This is a genomic window from Streptomyces sp. ALB3 (genome assembly GCF_044385685.1).
Lineage (GTDB): Bacteria > Actinomycetota > Actinomycetes > Streptomycetales > Streptomycetaceae > Streptomyces.
In genome coordinates this window covers 158,002-175,812 of record NZ_JBISCE010000001.1, presented here as the reverse complement: position 1 = coordinate 175,812, position 17,811 = coordinate 158,002, and the positions used below count along the sequence as shown (strand labels likewise).

The 17,811-nt window shown below is 70.8% G+C and carries 14 protein-coding genes and 1 pseudogene; 8 read left to right on the top strand and 7 right to left on the bottom strand.

Annotated elements, in window-relative coordinates; translation table 11 throughout:
* Positions 1 to 157: 157 nt before the first annotated feature.
* Positions 158 to 925: a TetR/AcrR family transcriptional regulator gene (locus tag ACHFIV_RS00925; protein ID WP_398962022.1), complete on the bottom strand. Its 768-nt coding sequence runs from the start codon at positions 923 to 925 to the stop codon at positions 158 to 160.
* A gap of 134 nt (positions 926 to 1,059) precedes the next feature.
* On the opposite strand from ACHFIV_RS00925, the gene ACHFIV_RS00920 reads away from it, so the two are divergent.
* The 3 genes from ACHFIV_RS00920 to ACHFIV_RS00910 all read left to right on the top strand — a co-directional run bounded on the left by ACHFIV_RS00920 (position 1,060) and on the right by ACHFIV_RS00910 (position 3,415).
* Positions 1,060 to 2,517 carry a serine hydrolase domain-containing protein gene (locus tag ACHFIV_RS00920; protein ID WP_398962371.1) on the top strand — a complete coding sequence of 486 codons (1,458 nt, stop codon included), beginning with the start codon at positions 1,060 to 1,062 and terminating at the stop codon, positions 2,515 to 2,517.
* A 185-nt stretch (positions 2,518 to 2,702) separates the two neighbouring features.
* Entirely contained in the window at positions 2,703 to 2,873 is a 171-nt protein-coding gene (locus ACHFIV_RS00915; protein WP_031093367.1) for a hypothetical protein, read from the top strand.
* Positions 2,874 to 3,064: 191 nt separating this feature from the next.
* A complete protein-coding gene (locus ACHFIV_RS00910; RefSeq protein WP_398962019.1) occupies positions 3,065 to 3,415 on the top strand; it encodes a PRC-barrel domain-containing protein in 351 nt (116 codons plus the stop codon).
* A 237-nt stretch (positions 3,416 to 3,652) separates the two neighbouring features.
* Here the strand turns inward: ACHFIV_RS00910 and ACHFIV_RS00905 are convergent, their stop codons facing one another.
* A complete protein-coding gene (locus ACHFIV_RS00905; protein ID WP_398962017.1) occupies positions 3,653 to 3,889 on the bottom strand; it encodes a hypothetical protein in 237 nt (78 codons plus the stop codon).
* Positions 3,879 to 4,133 carry a hypothetical protein gene (locus tag ACHFIV_RS00900; protein ID WP_398962014.1) on the bottom strand — a complete coding sequence of 85 codons (255 nt, stop codon included), beginning with the start codon at positions 4,131 to 4,133 and terminating at the stop codon, positions 3,879 to 3,881. Before ACHFIV_RS00900 ends, ACHFIV_RS00905 begins: the two co-directional genes overlap by 11 nt.
* 102 nt (positions 4,134 to 4,235) lie before the next feature.
* Here ACHFIV_RS00900 and ACHFIV_RS00895 point away from each other — a divergent pair.
* The 4 genes and pseudogenes from ACHFIV_RS00895 to ACHFIV_RS00880 all read left to right on the top strand — a co-directional run bounded on the left by ACHFIV_RS00895 (position 4,236) and on the right by ACHFIV_RS00880 (position 7,886).
* Positions 4,236 to 5,078 (top strand): annotated as a pseudogene (locus ACHFIV_RS00895) (helix-turn-helix domain-containing protein).
* The gene (locus ACHFIV_RS00890) at positions 5,059 to 5,268 is read left to right on the top strand and encodes a DUF397 domain-containing protein (RefSeq protein ID WP_398962011.1); all 210 of its coding nucleotides are present in this window, start codon (positions 5,059 to 5,061) and stop codon (positions 5,266 to 5,268) included. The pseudogene ACHFIV_RS00895 and the gene ACHFIV_RS00890 overlap by 20 nt, the downstream one beginning before the upstream one ends.
* Before the next feature lie 204 nt (positions 5,269 to 5,472).
* Positions 5,473 to 7,134 (top strand): histidine kinase, encoded by a 1,662-nt coding sequence (locus tag ACHFIV_RS00885; RefSeq protein ID WP_398962368.1) that lies wholly within the window; start codon positions 5,473 to 5,475, stop codon positions 7,132 to 7,134.
* A 98-nt stretch (positions 7,135 to 7,232) separates the two neighbouring features.
* The gene (locus tag ACHFIV_RS00880; RefSeq protein ID WP_398962009.1) at positions 7,233 to 7,886 is read left to right on the top strand and encodes a response regulator transcription factor; all 654 of its coding nucleotides are present in this window, start codon (positions 7,233 to 7,235) and stop codon (positions 7,884 to 7,886) included.
* A 57-nt stretch (positions 7,887 to 7,943) separates the two neighbouring features.
* On the opposite strand, the gene ACHFIV_RS00875 is transcribed toward ACHFIV_RS00880, so the two are convergent.
* A complete protein-coding gene (locus tag ACHFIV_RS00875; RefSeq protein ID WP_398962006.1) occupies positions 7,944 to 8,519 on the bottom strand; it encodes a hypothetical protein in 576 nt (191 codons plus the stop codon).
* Between the two features lie 397 nt (positions 8,520 to 8,916).
* A complete protein-coding gene (locus ACHFIV_RS00870) occupies positions 8,917 to 11,508 on the bottom strand; it encodes a glycoside hydrolase family 9 protein (protein WP_398962365.1) in 2,592 nt (863 codons plus the stop codon).
* Positions 11,509 to 11,869: 361 nt separating this feature from the next.
* On the opposite strand from ACHFIV_RS00870, the gene ACHFIV_RS00865 reads away from it, so the two are divergent.
* Entirely contained in the window at positions 11,870 to 12,910 is a 1,041-nt protein-coding gene (locus ACHFIV_RS00865; protein ID WP_398962003.1) for a LacI family DNA-binding transcriptional regulator, read from the top strand.
* 31 nt (positions 12,911 to 12,941) lie between these two features.
* Here the strand turns inward: ACHFIV_RS00865 and ACHFIV_RS00860 are convergent, their stop codons facing one another.
* Positions 12,942 to 15,728: a glycosyl hydrolase gene (locus ACHFIV_RS00860; protein ID WP_398962000.1), complete on the bottom strand. Its 2,787-nt coding sequence runs from the start codon at positions 15,726 to 15,728 to the stop codon at positions 12,942 to 12,944.
* Positions 15,729 to 16,072: 344 nt separating this feature from the next.
* The gene (gene groL, locus ACHFIV_RS00855; protein ID WP_307125650.1) at positions 16,073 to 17,695 is read right to left on the bottom strand and encodes a chaperonin GroEL; all 1,623 of its coding nucleotides are present in this window, start codon (positions 17,693 to 17,695) and stop codon (positions 16,073 to 16,075) included.
* Positions 17,696 to 17,811: the final 116 nt, after the last annotated feature.

Sequence of the window (17,811 nt, the reverse complement as noted above, 5' to 3'; positions counted from 1 at the left end):
GTCACGCGCGGGTGCCGTCGACGGCGTCTTGGTGCAGGCGTTCAGCGGCTCGACGGCCCGGGCCCGGCCGCCCGGTCCAGCGGTCCGGGCCCAGCATTGCGTGTCCAGCGGTTCCGGTTCGGCGGGTTCCGGCCGACTCCGGCTCGGGCGGTTCCGTTCAAGCCGGGAGCCGGGCCTCCAGACCGTCGAGGACGCGGTCGAGTCCGTACGCGAAGTCGGCGTCGCGGATCTGCCGGGGATGGACGTCCCGCCGGCGCGCGTCCTCCTGCGGCTTCCCGTCGCCCCGGTGCTCCTCGGCCGCCTCGCCCGCCGCCTTGCCTGCCGCCTCGCCGAAAGCCTCGTCGAAGGCCGGCCGCAGGCCCGCGACCCACTCCTGCTCCGTCTTGCCGTGCCGGGCGATCAGCGAGAGGTACGCGGCCTCCGAGACCGCGATCCCGATGACGTAGGCGGTGAGCGTCCCCACGGCCTGGTCCCTCTCGCCCGGGGGGAAGCCCGCCGCCTCGAACTGCGCGAGCAGCCCCGCGGTCAACCGCATGGCGTTGGGGCCGATGTGGACGAGACCGACCTGGCCGATCTCCGAGGCGATCCAGGGGTGGCGCAGGGTCATGGCCCGCAGTCCGGCGGCGGTGCCCGTGACGGCCTCGCGCCACCGCGCGCCGTCGGAGGCGGGCGGCACCTCCAGCTCTCCGTAGACGTCGTCCACGACCAGCTCGATCAGCTCGTCCTTGTTGGCCACATGCCGGTAGAGGGACGTGGCGGCGGCGCTCAGACGGGTGCCGAGCTTGCGCATGCTGAGGGCCTCCACGCCCTCCGCGTCCAGCAACTCGATGGCTGCGGCCACGATCTGCTCGCGCGTCAGCTGCTCCCGCTGCCGGGGGCGCGGACGGTCCCACACCGATGCGATCGGCTTGCTGTCGGCCGGCATACGCCCTCGTCCCCTGCTCGTCCCACTTCGTCCTCCTCACCCTAGCAACGCTGTACGCATCTTGCGTACAGCGTTCCGGCGTGCGTACAGTGTTCGCATCGGAGAACGACGTACGCATCGACTCGGGGGACAGCATGCCGAAGAACACCGCGACGTGGGACGAGCAGGGCGCATGGAAGGCCGAGGGCACCTGGGGGACACGCGACTCGGCGGGACGGAAGCTGGACCTCGCCCACTGGCAGGCCCGCCTCGACGCCCTGCGGGCCGAGCACCACGTCCCCGGGGCGTCCCTGGCGATTCTCGTCGACGGCACCGTCCACGAACTGGCCTGCGGGGTGCTGCACCGCGGCACCGGCGTGGAGGCCACGACCGACTCGGTCTTCCAGATGGGTTCGATCGCCAAGGTCTACACGGCCACTCTGATCATGCGGCTCGCCGAATCGGGTGCACTGGATCTGGACGCCCCGGTCGTGGATGTGCTGCCCGAGTTCTCGGTCGCCGGTCCCGACGCGACCAGGGCGATCACCGTGCGTCGGCTGCTCAGCCACACCAGCGGACTCACCTGCGACTTCACACATGACAGCGGGCGCGGTGACGACTGCCTCGCCAAGTACGTCGAGGCCGCGAGGAACGTGGCACTCGACTGTCCGCCCGGCACCGCGATCTCCTACAGCAGCGTCGGCTACAACGTCCTCGGCCGGATCATCGAGGTCGTGACCGGCAAGGTCTGGGACGAGGCACTGAAGGACCTGCTCCTCACGCCCCTCGGCGTCACGCACACCATGACGCTGCCCGAGGAGGCCCTGCGGTTCCGCGCGGCGATGGGGCACCTGGGCGAGGCGGGACAGGACCCGGACCCGGCGCCCGCCTGGGATCTGATGCCACGCTCGGCGGGGCCCTACGGCAGGGTCATCGCCACGGCCGGGGACGTCGCGCGGCTGGCGCGGATGCACCTCGGCGGCGGCGTCGCACAGGACGGCACACGCCTGCTGTCCGAGGAGACCGTCGCACTCATGCAGAGGCGCGTGGTCGACTCACCGGACAAGTGGACGGTCAGTGCGGACGGCTGGGGCCTGGGCTGGACCCTGTACGACTGGGACGGCGTCCAGGGCTACGGCCACGACGGCGCGTCGATCGGACAGTACGGCTACCTGCGCGTGGTGCCCTCCGCGGGCGTGGCGGTCGTCCTGCTCACCAACGGCGGCGGCGCCCGCGAGCTGTACGCGGCGCTCTACCGTGAACTGCTCGCGGAACTGGCCGGGGTGACGATGCCGGAGCCCTTCGCCCCGCCGGCCGAGCCGCCGGCCGTCGACCTCGCACCGCTCACCGGCACGTACCGGCGCGAGGGCGTCGTCATCACCGTCACCGAGCGGGACGGCGCGGGGCACGCGGTGTACAAGTTCGTCGACGGCATGAAGGGCTTCTCCGAGCCACTGTCGATCGACCTGATACCGGTGACCGGGACGGTCTTCGCCGGCACGGGGGTGGGCGCGGCGTTCAGCGAGGACTACATGCCCGTCGTCTTCTCCGAGCTGGAGGACGGCACGGGCTGCGTCTACATCGGCATGCGCTGCGGCCCCAAGGTCGCGTGACGGCGGCCCCGAGGCCGGGACGCGGCGCGCACCGCGCGGAGGCCGCAGGGGCGGGGGCGGGGCGCGGGCCGTCCTGCCGTGACCGGTCACGGGAAGCCCACGAGAAGCCCGCAGAATTTTCCTCACGAACACGTGTGTGTAGGAAATTGGTTGCCGGGCACCAGATGTCACGGAGGTTGATAACAATGGTTCCCCTGCTTCTCGTTCTTCTGCTCGCCCTGATCCTTTTCGGTGCCGGTTTCGCACTCAAGGCACTGTGGTGGATCGCGGTGATCGTACTTGTGGTCTGGCTCATCGGATTCTTCGTCCGTCCGGCGGCCGGTGGCGGCAAGCGCGGCCGGTGGTACCGCTGGTAAACGACCTCGACCGACACTGACGCGGGTGGCTCAGCTCCTTCGGGACCTGAGCCACCCGCTTTTTTTCGTGTTCACCCGCATTCGGCATGTGTGGGCGGCGGAAGTGCGGGCAGCCGAAATACTGAGCGGCAATTCTTCCCCATCGCGAGGGATTCGCCGCGCCGAATGAACCGTCTAGGAAGGAGCCAATCATGAGCGACAACCTGTGGGGCTACCAGCCCACGAGCGGTCACACCGCGGGCGCCGACCTGACCGGATTCTCGGTCGAGGCGACGGACGGCAGCATCGGCAAGGTCGACAAGCACTCCGACGAGGTGGGCTCCGCCTACATCGTCGTCGACACAGGCGTCTGGATCTTCGGCAAGAGCGTCCTGCTTCCGGCAGGGACGGTCAAGGGGATCGACACCGAGCACAAGACGATCTTCGTCGACCTGACCAAGGACCAGATCAAGGACTCCCCGGAGTTCGACAAGCACAAGCATGCGGGTGACCCGGGCTACCACTCCCAGGTCGGCACCTATTACGACAGCTACCGCGTATAGAACCTGACGCACCGTGTGCAGAGGCGGGGCCGGCTCCACGGGGAGCCGGCCCCGCTGTCGCACCCGCGCACCCCCGGCGGATGACATCGGGACGGATGCTCGGACCGCGAAGCCGGCCGTGGGCGGAGTGGCGTCGAAGACTCGCGCCCCCGACGCCCGGCGCTCGTGCCGGCGGCGACCGGCACGGCGGTCACCCGGAGGTGACCGCCAGGAGGACTCACCGCGGGCGCCGCACGCTCACGAGGGCAGCCGCCCCTCCCGGTTGACCTCCTTCACCCTCGCCCGCAGTACCAGCCCGGGCGAGGCCGGCCGGACGGCTTCCGGCGGACAGTCCCACTCCGCGCCGCCGCCCGGCGGGCGCAGTTGGACGTACGGTCCGACCCGGCCCATCACCCGGCCCACCCGGCCGTCCCTGCCGTCCACCGCGAACGTGCCGGGTTCCGGCCTGCACGGCTCAAGTCCTTCAACTGTCATGCGCGGCCTTCGCTTCGAGCTGCGCGCTCAGCCGAAGTGCCGTCTCGATCGAGCACCGGCCGAGGTCGACCAGCGGCACCGGCTCGTCACGCGCGAACGACACCGGGTCGATCCGCAGCGACGGCAGCTTCACTCCGACTCCCGCGAGCCCGGCCCGCAGCCGCGCCACCGCGTCCTCCGCAGCCCGCACTCTGCCCGCTGTCTCTTTGCGCCGTTCCGTAGCCGTCATCATGATCTTCCCCATTTCCACGCTGAGTAGTGGCTATGCCTACACAGCGTGGCCAATTCGCCGCTACCGTGGAAGAGGTGCGGTTCCAACACCCCCACGTGTGCCACAGGAGTCGTCTTGCCCGGACCCAAGAAGCTCGACCCCTCGTCCTCGCCCCGAGCCCTCCTGGGCGCCGAACTCCGCCACCGGAGGGAGGCCGCAGGCCTCTCGCAGGAGGACCTCGGGGCGCCGTTGTTCGTCAGCGGCTCCTTCATCGGACAACTGGAGGCCGGTACACGGCGCATGCAGGCCGACCAGGCCCAGAAGCTGGACGAGGTCCTGGGCGCGGGCGGCTTCTTCACTCGGAACTGTGCGGCCCTGAAGAAGTCCAAGTACCCGGACCACTTCGCGGAGGCGGCAGAGGCGGAGCAGGAAGCCACGGCCATCAGGGAGTACGCGCCTTCGCTGATCCCGGGCCTCTTGCAGACCGAGGCTTACGCGCGGGCCGTGTTCCGGGCATATCAACCGACCGCCACCGAGGAGGTCATCGACGAACTGGTGGCAGCCCGACTGGAGCGGGCGCGCCTGCTGACTGATCCAACAACCCCCCTGTTCTGGGTGGTTCTCGATGAAGCGGTCCTGCGCCGCCACAAGGGCGGCAGGGCCGTGATGGCCGAGGCGCTCAGGCACATCGCGTCACTGGCCCAGAGGCATCGTGTGATCGTGCAGGTCCTGCCGTTCTCCGCCGGAGCGCACATGGCTCTTGCAGGCCCCCTGAAACTGATGTCTTTCCCGAGCGCCCCGCCGCTCGCCTACCTACAGGGCCTGGGGACAGGTCAGTTGCAGGACGATCCAGCTACCGTCAGGCACTACTAACTGACCCACGATCTTGTCGTGGCCAGCGCCCTGTCACCGGAAGTATCCCTGGCCCTGATCGAATCGGTGGCGGAGGATTACGACCATGCAGACCAACAGCTCTGAGCACGACCTCTCCACAGTGACCTGGCACAAGTCGACCTACAGCGGCGGTGATGGCGGCGACTGCCTCCAAGTCGCCGACGGCCTCCCCGGCGTGGTCCCCGTCCGGGACTCCAAGATGACCGACGGCCCGGCGCTCGTGTTCCGGACGGACGTCTGGGCCGCCTTCGTCACCGGCCTCAAGCGCGCCTAGCAACGGCCCGGCGCGGCAGCGACTTTCGTCGTCCGCCGTCGCGACCAACGGTGACAGCGGCGCCCTGCCGGGGGTCTCTACGGTTGGCCCGTGACTCGTGCGACTTCCCTGGCCCCCGCAAACCCCTCGTCCCCGGCGTCGGCGGTGAGGACGCGTCTGGCGTCCTGGTCGGCCGGACCGGGGCGAGCCCTGCTCGCGCCGGGGATGTGGCCGGCCCGGCGCATCGTGGGCGAGTCGTTCCTGAGCCTGGCGCTCATGCTGCTCGCGGTGGGCGCCGGGCTCCTGGACGACGAGGGCACGGTGCAGGCCGTCGGCGTCGGGCTGCTGGCGGGAGTGTTGTCGCTCCTGCGGCGAGGGCTGCCCGCGTCCGTGCTGCTGGCGGCTGCGGCCGGCTCCGCGCCGTTCTTCGGGTTCGCGCCCCTGCTGCTCGTCGTCGCCTGGTCGGCCGGGCGGCGGATCGCCGGTCTCGGGAGGGCGTGCGGCGTCTTCGGTGTCGCCTACGGTCTCTGCCTCGGACTGACCGCCGCGTGGGAACCGCACACGTCGCTGTCGCTCCTGGCCGTCGCCGGGATGTTCATCCTGGTCGCGATCATCGTCCCGGGACTCGCGGGACGCTACTGGTCGCAGCGCCGGACGCTGACCGACACCCTCCACGAGTACAACGCCCAGCTCCTGCGCGAGCGGGCCATGCTCGTCGGTCAGGCCAGGATGCTGGAACGTCAGCGCATCGCGCAGGACATGCACGACAGCCTGGGCCATCAGCTCGCTCTGATCGCGGTGCACACCGGTGCGCTGGAGGTGGACCGCGAGCTGACCGGGCGGCAGCGTGAGGCCGTCGGTGTGCTGCGCGAGGCGTCGGTGGCCGCGATGCACGAACTGCGGGACGTGGTGGGCGTGCTGCGGGACGGCGCGGGCGCCTCCCCGGCCGGCGGGGACTCGGGCGGTGCGGGCGGCGAGGACCCCGGGGCGCCGTCACGTGGCGTGGCGGGCATCGACAGCCTGGCCGAGACGTCCCGGAGGGCAGGCGCGGACGTGGAGATCCGGCGCTCGGGCGAGGTGCGTCCGCTCGCCCCGACCGCCGACCACGCGGCGTACCGCGTGGTCCAGGAAGGCCTGACGAACGCCCACAAGCACGCCCCGGGGGCGCCGATCACCATCGGGTTGCGCTACGAGCCGGACTCGCTGGTCGTGGAGGTCGCCAACGGTCCGGTGGCGGTGCCCGTGGGCAGCGGAGTGGCGAGCGGCTGCCAGGGGCTGGCCGGTCTGGAGGAGCGGGCCCGGCTCGTCGGCGGCATGGTGCACGCGGGCCCCACGGCGAACGGTGGCTTCCGGCTGGCCGGTGTTCTGCCCTACACCTCGCCGGGTGACGCGAGGAAGACGTTCGTCGCTCCGCCGGACGACTTCCGGGCGCAGAACGCGGCGGGCCCCGCGGGTGAGAGTGATCCGGTCATCGACTGGAACGGTCTCCCGAAGGAGTTGGCCAAGGCAGTGAACAGGACCAAGAGGGGCAACGGCATAGCCATCGGGTGCGGCGTGGTGGCGCTGGTCGCCGTCGTGCTGGTGATCGGTGTCGTCGTCGCGGGCGTCTTCCTCGTGCGTGAGGCGGACAGGGCGATGATCGACCCCGCGCAGTACGAGGCCGTGACGGTCGGCCAGTCCGAGGAGTCCGTGCGTGAGCGGCTGCCGCGAGGCGACTCGTTCCTGAACACCGGTCCTGGCGACGGCGCTCCGCCGGAGCCGGCCGGGGCGAAGTGCCTCACCCTGCTCTCCACTAACTTCGGGAGCGGCTGGGACGCGGAACCGGTCTTCCGGTTCTGCTTCAGGGACGGCAAGCTGATCGAGAAGAAGTCCTTCGAGACGGCCTGAGGAACACGGGCCGGGGCGCAGGACAGGGCAGGCGAGGCGATCGGGGATGATGACCGGATGCCCGCGGAGATGACCGTTCAGGACCGCACAGGAGTGTCGTGATCAGGGTTCTTGTGACGGATGACGAACCGCTGATCCGGGCGGGCATCAGGATGATCCTCTCCTCGGCCGACGACATCGACGTCGTGGCGGAGGCGGCGAACGGCCGCGAGGCGGTCGAACTCGCCCGCTCCCGGTCCGTCGACGTCGCGCTGCTCGACATCCAGATGCCGGTCATGGACGGGCTGACGGCCCTGGCCGAGCTGCGCCGGACCGCCCCACGGGTACGGGTGCTGATCCTGACGACGTTCGGGGAACGGCACAACGTGCTGCGCGCCCTGACCGAGGGCAGCGCGGGCTTTCTGCTGAAGGACTCGGCGCCCGCGGAGCTCATGCGGGCCGTGCGCGCGGCTGCGGCCGGGGAGGCCTACCTCTCGCCGGGCGCCACCCGGCATGTCGTGGACTCCCTGGCCTCCGGCGGGACCACGCTGCGCGCCGAACAGGCCCGCCGCCGGCTGGAGAAGCTGACCGAGCGCGAGCGGGAGGTACTGGCCCTCCTGGGAGAGGGCCTGTCCAACGCGGACGCCGGCCAGCGCATCCACATGAGCGAGGCCACGGTGAAGACGTACGTGAGCCGCATCCTCGCCAAGCTGGGCTGCGAGAACAGGGTGCAGGCCGCGCTGCTGGCACGGGACGCCGGCCTGGGTGTGTGAGCGGGGCCCGCGAGCGGTGCCGCGGACCCCGTACGTGACGCTACGGCGCCGGTACCGCTACGGGCGCTGGACCTTCCAGTCGGCCACGTCCTGCGCGCGGTTGGAGTAGGCGTTGGTGCAGACGTCGTACGCGCCGCCGGCGGGGCCGCCGCCGTTGGTCTCCAGGAAACCGCCGTTGTCGGCGTAGAGGTTCCACAGGTGGATGACGTCGCCGGGGCGGATGCTCCCGTCGGCGGGCGTGGACGTGCGCGCGGTGATGCGCCAGCGCCCGGTACCGGAACCGGGCGCCCGGTCCTTGTCCTTGGACGTGGACACGTTGAACTTCGCGCCCGCGTTCCGCTGGTCCGTGGAGGCGTGGCCGTTGGTGTCGAGGTACCCGCCGTCCCCGCCGTAGAGGTTGCGCAGCTGGATCACGTCACCGCTGACGACGGGGGTACCGGCGGCCTTGCCGGTCGGCGAGAGGATCTCCCAGGTGCCGGTCCCCTCGCCGCGCGTGGGGGAAGCGGCGGTCGACACGGCGTACTTGCCGCCGGAGTCGCTGCTGTGGCCGTTGGTGTCCAGATAGCCGCCGGTCCAGCTGTTGTAGCCGTTCTGCAGGTGGATCTTGTCGCCGTACTTCAGCTCGTTCGCCATGGTCGCTCCCGCTCGGATCGGTCGACGGCATGCGAGTGCCCCTGGTCCCGGAACGTCCTGGTCAGGGCGCCGTCACCGGCCATCCTGGCGATCTTGTGGCGCGCCACGCCCGGCCTCGCGGCGGACTCCATCCGATCGGGGGTGCGGGCCGCCCGAGTTGACCCCGGGGCTCCCGTCCACCACGCGGTCTCCCCGATCCGCAGGCGGCCGGCCGACAAGCTGCCCCCGCACCCGCCCGCTCCGGAGCGGCGAGCGGCGCTGCTCACCCTGGAGTGCGGTGCGTGCCGGGCACCGGGCAGCCCCGAAGACCTGCGCGGCGGACTGTGCGGGGCACGGCCCCGGGCACGGCGTCCACGGAGGACGACCGCACCCGGGCCCGTGGCACGGCTACACGGGATCAGCCCGAGGTGCAGGCCCGGCCGTTCAGCTTGAACGCCCCCGGGTCCGGCGCCGGGGCCGCGGCGGAGGTGTTGAACCCGAAGTCGACCGCCGAACCGGGCGCCAGGGTCCGGTTCCACGACAGCGGCCTGGCGCTGACCGTGCGGCCGTCCTGGTCGAACTCCGCGCTCCAGGTGTGGCTCAGCCGCTGCTCACCGGGCAGCAGCCAGGTCAGCGACCACGGTGAGACGGGTTCCGAGCCGGTGTTCTGGACGCGGACCGTCACCGTGGAGCCGCTCTTCCACGGGTGCGAGGAGTACGCCACCTTGCACGTGCGGGCCACGGCCCCCTGTCCGCCCTCGCCCGCGTCGTCCAGGTAGGAGGCGATGAACGCCAGCGGCGCGTTCCAGTTGATGGTGATCTCGTTGGTCGCCCAGGAACCGATGTCGTCGATGTAGCACATGGCCGGGGCGCAGCCGGTCAGTTTCTCCGCCGCCACCGGGTCACCGGAGGCGGTCGCGGTCAGGTTGGGCCCGCCGGCGACCGAACCCGGAGCCGGGTGCGGCAGGGTGGAGTCGTTCTGGTGCGCCCAGAAGCGGTGGTGCTGGTTCTGCGAGTCCCGCTCGCCGTAGCCGGTGACGTAGGACTGGTTGAGGGGGTTGCGGCCGAACAGGTAGTCGGCTCCCCGCAGCACGGCCTCCTCGTAGGCGGCCTCGCCCGTCAGGTCGTGGGCCGTCGCCAGGACCACCATGTTGTTGAGCACCTGGCTGTTGGAACCCCAGACGTAGTCCTCGCCGTTCGGCGCGTACGGCAGCCCGTACGCCTGCTCGCGGGACTGGGCCGCGTAGCGGTCGGCGCCCGTGGTCACCACGGTGCGCACCCCGGTCAGCTGTTCGGGGGTCAGGGAGTTGGGCACGGTGGCCAGGGTGAGCACACCGAGTCCGGCGGTCGAGCCCCAGGAGATACCGCCGCCCGCCGGGAAGACCTTGTCCGCGTCACCGTGCAGGTCCGAGGAGAGAACCGCCTGTCGGTAGGCGTCCTTGCCCGTCGTGGTGAAGAGCTCCGCCGCCGCCCAGTAGAACTCGTCCGAGACGTCGTTGTCGCTGTACGCGCCGCCGCCGGTCCCGTCGTTCGGGTCGGCGAGCACGTCCGGGTGCTGCTTCGCCGCGCCCCACGCGGTCTCGGCGGCCCGCAGGCAGCGGTCCGCGAAGGCCTTGTCGAAGGGGGCGTAGAGCCGGGCGCACTGGGCGGCCGAAGCGGCGAGGTTCAGCGTGGCGGCCGTCGACGGGGGGTGCAGTTCGCGCTGCTGGGGGTCGAGATGCGGCTTCATCGGCAGCCCGGTCCACGCGGCGTCGTGCATCTTGTGATGGGCCATCCCCGCCAGCGGCTCCCCGGCCGGGACCTGCATCTTGATCAGGAAGTCCATCTCCCAGCGCGCCTCGTCCAGGATGTCCGGCACTCCGTTGTCGCGTTCGGGCACGCGCAGCTCACCGTCGCCGAGCTCCGCCGACTCGGCGTCCGGGGCGGTCAGGGTGCGCTCGTACGTGGACATCAGCTGGGCCACCGAGATGCCACCGTTGACCACGTACTTGCCGTGGTCGCCCGCGTCGTACCAGCCGCCCGACACGTCCAGCCGGTAGTCGCAGACCCCCGCCTGGCAGGGGACGTCCGTGTCGCCCTTGTTGGGCGCGACACCGATGTGGCCGGCCGGGCGCGCGTACTCCTCACCGACGAGGTCCGCCTCGATCGGGGTGCCGCTGCGGTTGTGGTAGAAGTACGCCAGCGCGTCGGAGCGCAGCCCGTCGTACAGGTCACCACGGATCGAGAAGGGCTCGCTCACCTCGCCGTCGACCTCGACGGTGTACCCGTCGCCCACTGTGGTGAGGCCGCCGAAGTCGAAGGTGTGGACCCGCTGGCGCGAGCTGGGGTCCTCGCCCTGCGGCACGGTCGACCCGGTGGCCGCCGTCGAGCCGTCCCCGGCCTTCACCGTCCATGTCAGCGGCGCGTCGGCGTCGGTGACCACGGTGCCGCTCTTGGAACCCTTCGGGAGGTATCCGACCTGGTTGACGCGGACCGGTGAACCGGTGTCCGGCACGTACACGGGCGGCTCGGCACCGCCCCGCAGCGACACGTCGTCCAGGCAGAAGGTCGTCGCCCGCTCCCCGCCGCCGATCTGCAACTGCACCGACGCGGCCGGCTGGTCCACCGAAGCCGTGAACGTACGGGTCACGGGTGTGGCCTCCACCCCCACCGGGTCAGCGGTGGCGAGGACCGCGGTGTACGGGTCGACCGCCTCCTGGATCCGGGTCTGCACGGTCAGGGGCACCGTCGAACTGGCCGTGTAGGTCAGCTCGTAGCTCTCGCCGGCGACGATCGGGATGTCGTTCTGGCCCACGATGACGTCCCAGGCGTTCGACGTACCGGCGGGCACCTCGGCACACAGCCGGCCGTCCGACACGGCCGGCGACGTGTTCGCCGTCCACCACCAGGGGGCGGTACCGGCGGCGAAGTCGCCGTTGGTGATCTGCTCGGGGCCGGGTTCGGCGTCCTCGGCCAGAGCCGTGCCGGGAACCGCCAGCGCGGCCGCGCACAGTAAGGCGGCGGCTGACATCCCGAACGCGCGCCGCCCGAGCCGGGGGCGGACGCGCACGGGCCGTGCGGAGAGTGGTGAGGCATTCACCGGGAAGGCCTTTCGTCGACAGCTGCGGTGGGGAACGGGGGCCCTCCGGAAATGGGAGCGCTCCCATCGGCATTGTGGAGGGGGATCGCGCGTTCCGCCAGGGTCATGACAGAGAATCCGGTGAATGCCGGTGAATGGAGTGAATGTCCGGGAGGACCGTCATCCCGGCTCCCGCGAGGCCCCGGCCTCGGGCCGGAAGCGCTCTCGGCCGTGCGCACCCTGGCGTTACGCTGTAGACGACTCGGCGGGGCCCTCGGTCCGTGCCGTCGCCCAGCCACGAGGAGCGCCCGCCTTGCCCGAGCAGCACCCCGGGTCCCGGCCCACCCTCGAAGCCGTCGCGGCGCGGGCGGGCGTGTCACGGGCGACGGTGTCCCGGGTCGTCAACGGGGGTGACGGGGTCCGCAAGCCGCTGGTGGACAAGGTGCGCCAGGCGGTCGAAGAACTCCGGTACGTCCCGAACCAGGCGGCCAGGACGCTCGTCACCCGGCGGACCGGAGCGGTGGCCGTGGTCATCGCCGAGCCGGAGATCCGGATCTTCTCCGACCCGTTCTTCTCCCGGCAGCTCCGGGGCATCAGCAAGGAACTGGCCGCCCACGACACCCAGTTGGTGCTGCTGATCGTGGAGGGCCCGGCGGACTTCGACCGGATCGCGCGCTACCTGTCCGGCGGCCATGTGGACGGGGCCCTCGCCTTCTCCCTGCACACCGACGACCCACTGCCCGCGATCACCCGGCGGGCCGGGGTGCCGACCGTCTACGGAGGCCGGCCGAGCTGGACCGCCGGCCCCGGCGAACAGGCCGTGCAGTACGTCGACGCCGACAACCGGGGCGGGGCGCGGGCCGCCGTGCAGTACCTGCGCGGGCTCGGGCGGGAGCGGATCGCCTTCATCGGCGGTCCGCCGGACCAGACCTCGGCCCTGGACCGGCTCGACGGCTACCGGGACGTCCTGCCGGAGGCGGACCCGGCGCTCGTCGCCGAGGGCGCGTTCACCGTGGAGAGCGGGGCCCGGGCGATGGCGGAACTGCTGGAGCGGCGGCCGGACCTGGACGCGGTGTTCGTGGCCAGTGACCTGATGGCCTCGGGCGCCCTCCGGGTGCTGCGTGAGCGCGGCATCGCGGTGCCCGGGCAGGTCGCCCTGGTCGGATTCGACGACATGGACTCGGTGGCCGAGGCCACCGACCCGCCCCTGACCACCGTCCGGCAGGACATAGAGGGCCAGGGACGGCTGATGGCGCGGCTGCTGCTCCAGGGCCTGGACAGGACCCGTGCGGAAGCCGCCCGGCAGGACTCCGTGATCACCCCGACCACGCTCGTGCGGCGGGCCTCGGCCTGAAGGGCACGGGACCCGCCGCACACCGGGATGCCTAGACGAACGGGATCTTCACGACCGCCGCGTCCGTGCCGGTCTGCACCTGGGAGGTGCCGTTGCCCAGCGCGTTCCAGACCTCCAGCCGGACCGTGCCGCCCTTGAGGTTGCCCAGGCTGCCGGTCACCGCCGCCGTCCCCACGGCCTGGGTGTACTCCTCCCAGCCCGTGACCGGGTCGGTCGCGAAGTAGCGGAAGGTCTCGGTCCGGTCGAAGGAGCCGTCACCGGTGAGGTCGTAACTCACCCTCACCTGCGGGGCGAGACCCACCTTGGTACCGGCGTCGACCCGCAGGCGGAAGGCGGTGGACGCGCCCGCCGCGAGTGTTCCGTCGACCTTCCTGACCTCGTAGACCGTCGGCCTGTACGGCGTGCCGTCCCGGTTGACGCCGTCGGCCGAGGCCAGCGTGTCGGCTCCCGCCGCGCCGTCCGTGGCGGTGGTGAGGGTTCCGCCGGACTTCAGCCGGAAGGTGTTGCCGGTGGACGGGCCCGGCTCCTCGGGCTCCGGGTCGGGGTTCCCGCCGCCGGTACCGGTGCCCGTGGCGGAGGACCGGGCCGGCACCGAGAGGGTCGCGCCGTCGGAGAAGGTGACGGTGCGGGCGGTGGAACCGTGGTTGTGGGCGCTGTACGTACGGACGCCGTTCTTGGTGAAGACCGCCGACGTCGGGATGTTCCCGCTGACGGTCAGGTCGGGCGCGCCCACACTGTCGAGCGTGGTGATCCAGTGGTACGTGTGCGCCTTGGACTCACCCTGCTCCGGGCTGTAACCCGCGTTGCCCGCGTCCCACTTGGCCTTCGCCGCCGCCGGATCGGCCAGTGACTCGAACTCCCACAGGAGGTCGCGCCACTCGACGGCCGGTCCGCCGTTCTCCCGCTGCATCTCGGCGATGTTGCGCTTGATGGCCGCCTTCTCACGGGCCAGGTGCAGGGAGCCACCGGTGACGGGGAGGACGTTGATGCCGTGGATTTCCTCCGGGTTGGCGGTCCACCAGGTGGAGTACGCGCCGCCGCTGCCCCACACCATCCCGACCGTGTCGTGCCCGAAGGAGCCCGGGAAGACCTGCTGGTCGGCGTCGAACCAGTACTGCGTGATCGCTTCCGACTCGGTGGTCAGCAGATAGCTGCCCAGATCGCGCAGCCCGGTGTCACCCGTCGCCGCGCCCCACAGGACCAGCCCGGCGCTCAGGTTGATGGACTCCGACGAGGACTCCTGGTTGTTGCCCGCCGCGAATCCCTGGTGGCCGGAGGCCCAGCTGTGGCCCGCGTACACGTCGAAGCCGCGCAGGAACGGGTACGCGGCGTCCGTGCGGCTGGGGTTCGCGGCGTCCCGGACCAGGGTCTTGACCATGGTGCCCCAGGCGGAGTCGGCGGCCCACGCCTGGTCGTACTGGGCGACGATCGCCGCCGCGTAGACGTAGTAGCTGTAGTGGAAGTGGTGGTCGTTGAGCTCGGTGTCACTGCCGTACGAGGCCGGGTAGCCGGTCAGCGTCTTCCAGTTCTTGTCGTAGCTGAACTCGCTGGCCCCGCCCGCCGTGAACCACTCCTGGAGCCGGCCCTTCATCAGGCCGAGCATCTTGTCCCGGATGCCCGTCTGGCCGATCTGGTCGGCGACGGGCACCAGCTGCGCGAGGCGGCCGAGCGCCTTGCCGGTCCAGTACGTGTCAGCGGCCCCGGAGAACGGGTCGGAGGCGTTCGCCACCTCGTTCAGATATCCGGTCAGCCTGGCCTTGTCGACCCCGCTGGACGCGGGGAGGGCGGGGAGCACGCCCTGGTTCTTCTGGCTGGTGGTGAAGGAGGCGGACTCCCTGACCTTCATGGTGCCGCGCGGGGAGACGTACGTGTACGGCGTGAGCGCGTCGGTGGTGTGCAGCCACTGGTGGCGGTACAGCGCCTGGAGCGTGCCCCGTTCGGTGCCCTCCTTGGCCTCGGTGGTCAGGCTGTAGGTCGCCTTGACCGTGCCGCCGGCGGACTCCCAGGCGACCGTGGATCCGGTGACGAAGCTGAAGGCGTACTTCCGGTAGGTCGCGAGCGCGTCCGTGGACGGCAGCACGGCGAGCGAGAAGTAGTCCTTGCCGCCGAGCCCGGCGGTGATCGCCGTGCCGGAGACGTTCCAGTCGCTGCCGGTCGGGGCGAACAGGGCGTAGTGGTGTCCGGCGACGGTGATGCCGAGGACGTTGCCGTTGTCCGCGAAGACGGTGGGGGTGCCGGCCGTGGTGATGCGGGCGTCACCACCGGAGCCCTTGGCGTACACGAAGGGCATGCCGTGCCCGATGGTCGTACGCAGGGTGCGCGTGCCGTCCGACCAGTAAGGGGTCACCGTCCAGTCGGACCAGGCGTCGGCCTTCGTGTCCGGGGAGTTCAGACCGTTGAGGCCGACGGTGAGGTCGGCCTTGTGCGCGTACTCGTACTGGCGGCCGTCGCCGACGACCGCCGGCGTGGTCGGGTAGCCGACCTCCAGTCCGCCCGACGTGGCCTGGTAGGTGAGCGGGTGGCCGTACATCGGGGTCGAGTACGGATTGTCGCCGTACCGCTGGTAGGCGAGGGAGGACCACCAGTCGTTGGTGGGGACCGGCCGGTCCTTGGCCGCCGCCGTGAGCTTGGGCGTGACGGGGGCGCCGGTGTTGGTGGTGGGGCCGGAGGTACCGGCGGGCCGGCTGTCGGTGTAGCTGCCGGAACCTGCGGGGACGGTGGCGGCTGCCGCCGGGGACGCGGCAGGGCCCAGACCCACGGCGGCCAGAGCGATGGCCAGGACCGTCGCCGCTGCTGGTCTGGAGAGGGAGGCTTGCATGGGCAGCACCTCGTCATGGGGGGTCGGAACGCGGCTGAGAGCGCTCTCAAGTGTCAAGGAACGTAAAACTTCTGAAACCTCAGGTCAATAGAGCTGACACAGAAGGCAGTTGGGCTCACGCAAAGTCGCCATGCGTTCGAGTCTTGACGGGAGAGGGCGTGGGGGGCCGCTCCCCACCCTCACCTTCCGGGAGTGCTCCCGCTCGACGCCCGCCCCTGCCGCCCGGCCGGGGCGGGCACACCGGGGCCGGCACGCACGGGAACGACGCCGGCCCCCGGGAACGAGTCCCGGGGGCCGGCGTCGTACAGGTACTGCGGGTACCGCTGGAGCTGCTGATCCGAGGATCAGAAGTCCATGTCACCGCCCGGCATGCCGCCCGGAGCGGCCGCGGAGGCCTTCTCCGGCTTGTCGGCGATGACGGCCTCGGTGGTCAGGAAGAGCGCGGCGATGGACGCGGCGTTCTGCAGGGCGGAGCGCGTGACCTTCGCCGGGTCGATGATGCCCTCGGCGATCATGTCGACGTACTCGCCGGTCGCGGCGTTCAGGCCGTGACCGATCGGCAGGTTGCGCACCTTCTCGACGATGACGCCACCCTCGAGACCACCGTTGACGGCGATCTGCTTGAGCGGGGCCTCCAGCGCGAGCTTCACGGCGTTGGCGCCCGTGGCCTCGTCACCGGTCAGGTCGAGCTTCTCGAAGACGGCCGAGGCCTGGAGCAGGGCCACGCCACCACCGGCGACGATGCCCTCCTCGACGGCGGCCTTGGCGTTGCGCACCGCGTCCTCGATGCGGTGCTTGCGCTCCTTGAGCTCCACCTCGGTGGCGGCGCCGGCCTTGATGACGGCCACGCCGCCGGCCAGCTTCGCGAGGCGCTCCTGGAGCTTCTCGCGGTCGTAGTCCGAGTCGGAGTTCTCGATCTCGGCACGGATCTGCTTGACGCGACCCTGAACCTGGTCGCTTTCACCGCCACCGTCGACGATCGTCGTCTCGTCCTTGGTGATGACGACCTTGCGGGCGGTGCCGAGCAGGTCCAGGCCGGCGTTCTCCAGCTTGAGACCGACCTCCTCGGAGATGACGGTGCCACCGGTGAGGATGGCGATGTCGCCGAGCATGGCCTTGCGGCGGTCACCGAAGCCCGGAGCCTTGACGGCGACGGACTTGAAGGTGCCACGGATCTTGTTGACGACCAGGGTCGACAGGGCCTCGCCCTCGACGTCCTCCGCGATGATCAGCAGGGGCTTGCCCGACTGCATGACCTTCTCGAGCAGCGGAAGGAGGTCCTTCACGTTGCTGATCTTGGAGTTGACGATCAGGATGTACGGGTCGTCGAACGACGTCTCCATACGCTCCATGTCGGTGGCGAAGTACGCCGAGATGTAGCCCTTGTCGAAGCGCATACCCTCGGTGAGTTCCAGCTCCAGACCGAAGGTCTGGGACTCCTCGACGGTGATGACGCCTTCCTTGCCGACCTTGTCCATCGCCTCGGCGATCTTGGCGCCGATCTCGGTGTCGGCAGCGGAGATGGAGGCCGTCGAAGCGATCTGCTCCTTGGTCTCCACGTCCTTCGCCTGCTCCAGCAGAGCGGCGGAGACGGCCTCGACGGCCTTCTCGATGCCACGCTTCAGAGCCATCGGGTTGGCACCGGCGGCGACGTTGCGCAGGCCCTCGCGGACGAGCGCCTGAGCGAGAACGGTGGCGGTGGTCGTACCGTCGCCGGCGACGTCGTCCGTCTTCTTGGCGACCTCCTTGACCAGCTCCGCACCGATCTTCTCGTACGGGTCCTCGAGCTCGATCTCCTTGGCGATGGAAACACCATCGTTGGTGATCGTGGGCGCGCCCCACTTCTTCTCGAGGACGACGTTACGGCCCTTGGGGCCGAGGGTGACCTTGACGGCGTCGGCGAGCTGGTTCATCCCGCGCTCGAGACCGCGCCGTGCCTCCTCGTCGAACGCGATGATCTTGGCCATGTGAAGTGGTCCTCCCGGACAGGGGTGGATTTCTCCGGACCGAGTGGCGCCCGCGACGGACGGCCAGCGTGCTCAGTGGTTCCTTGCCCCACTGGGCCTGCGGGCCTCACCGGCCC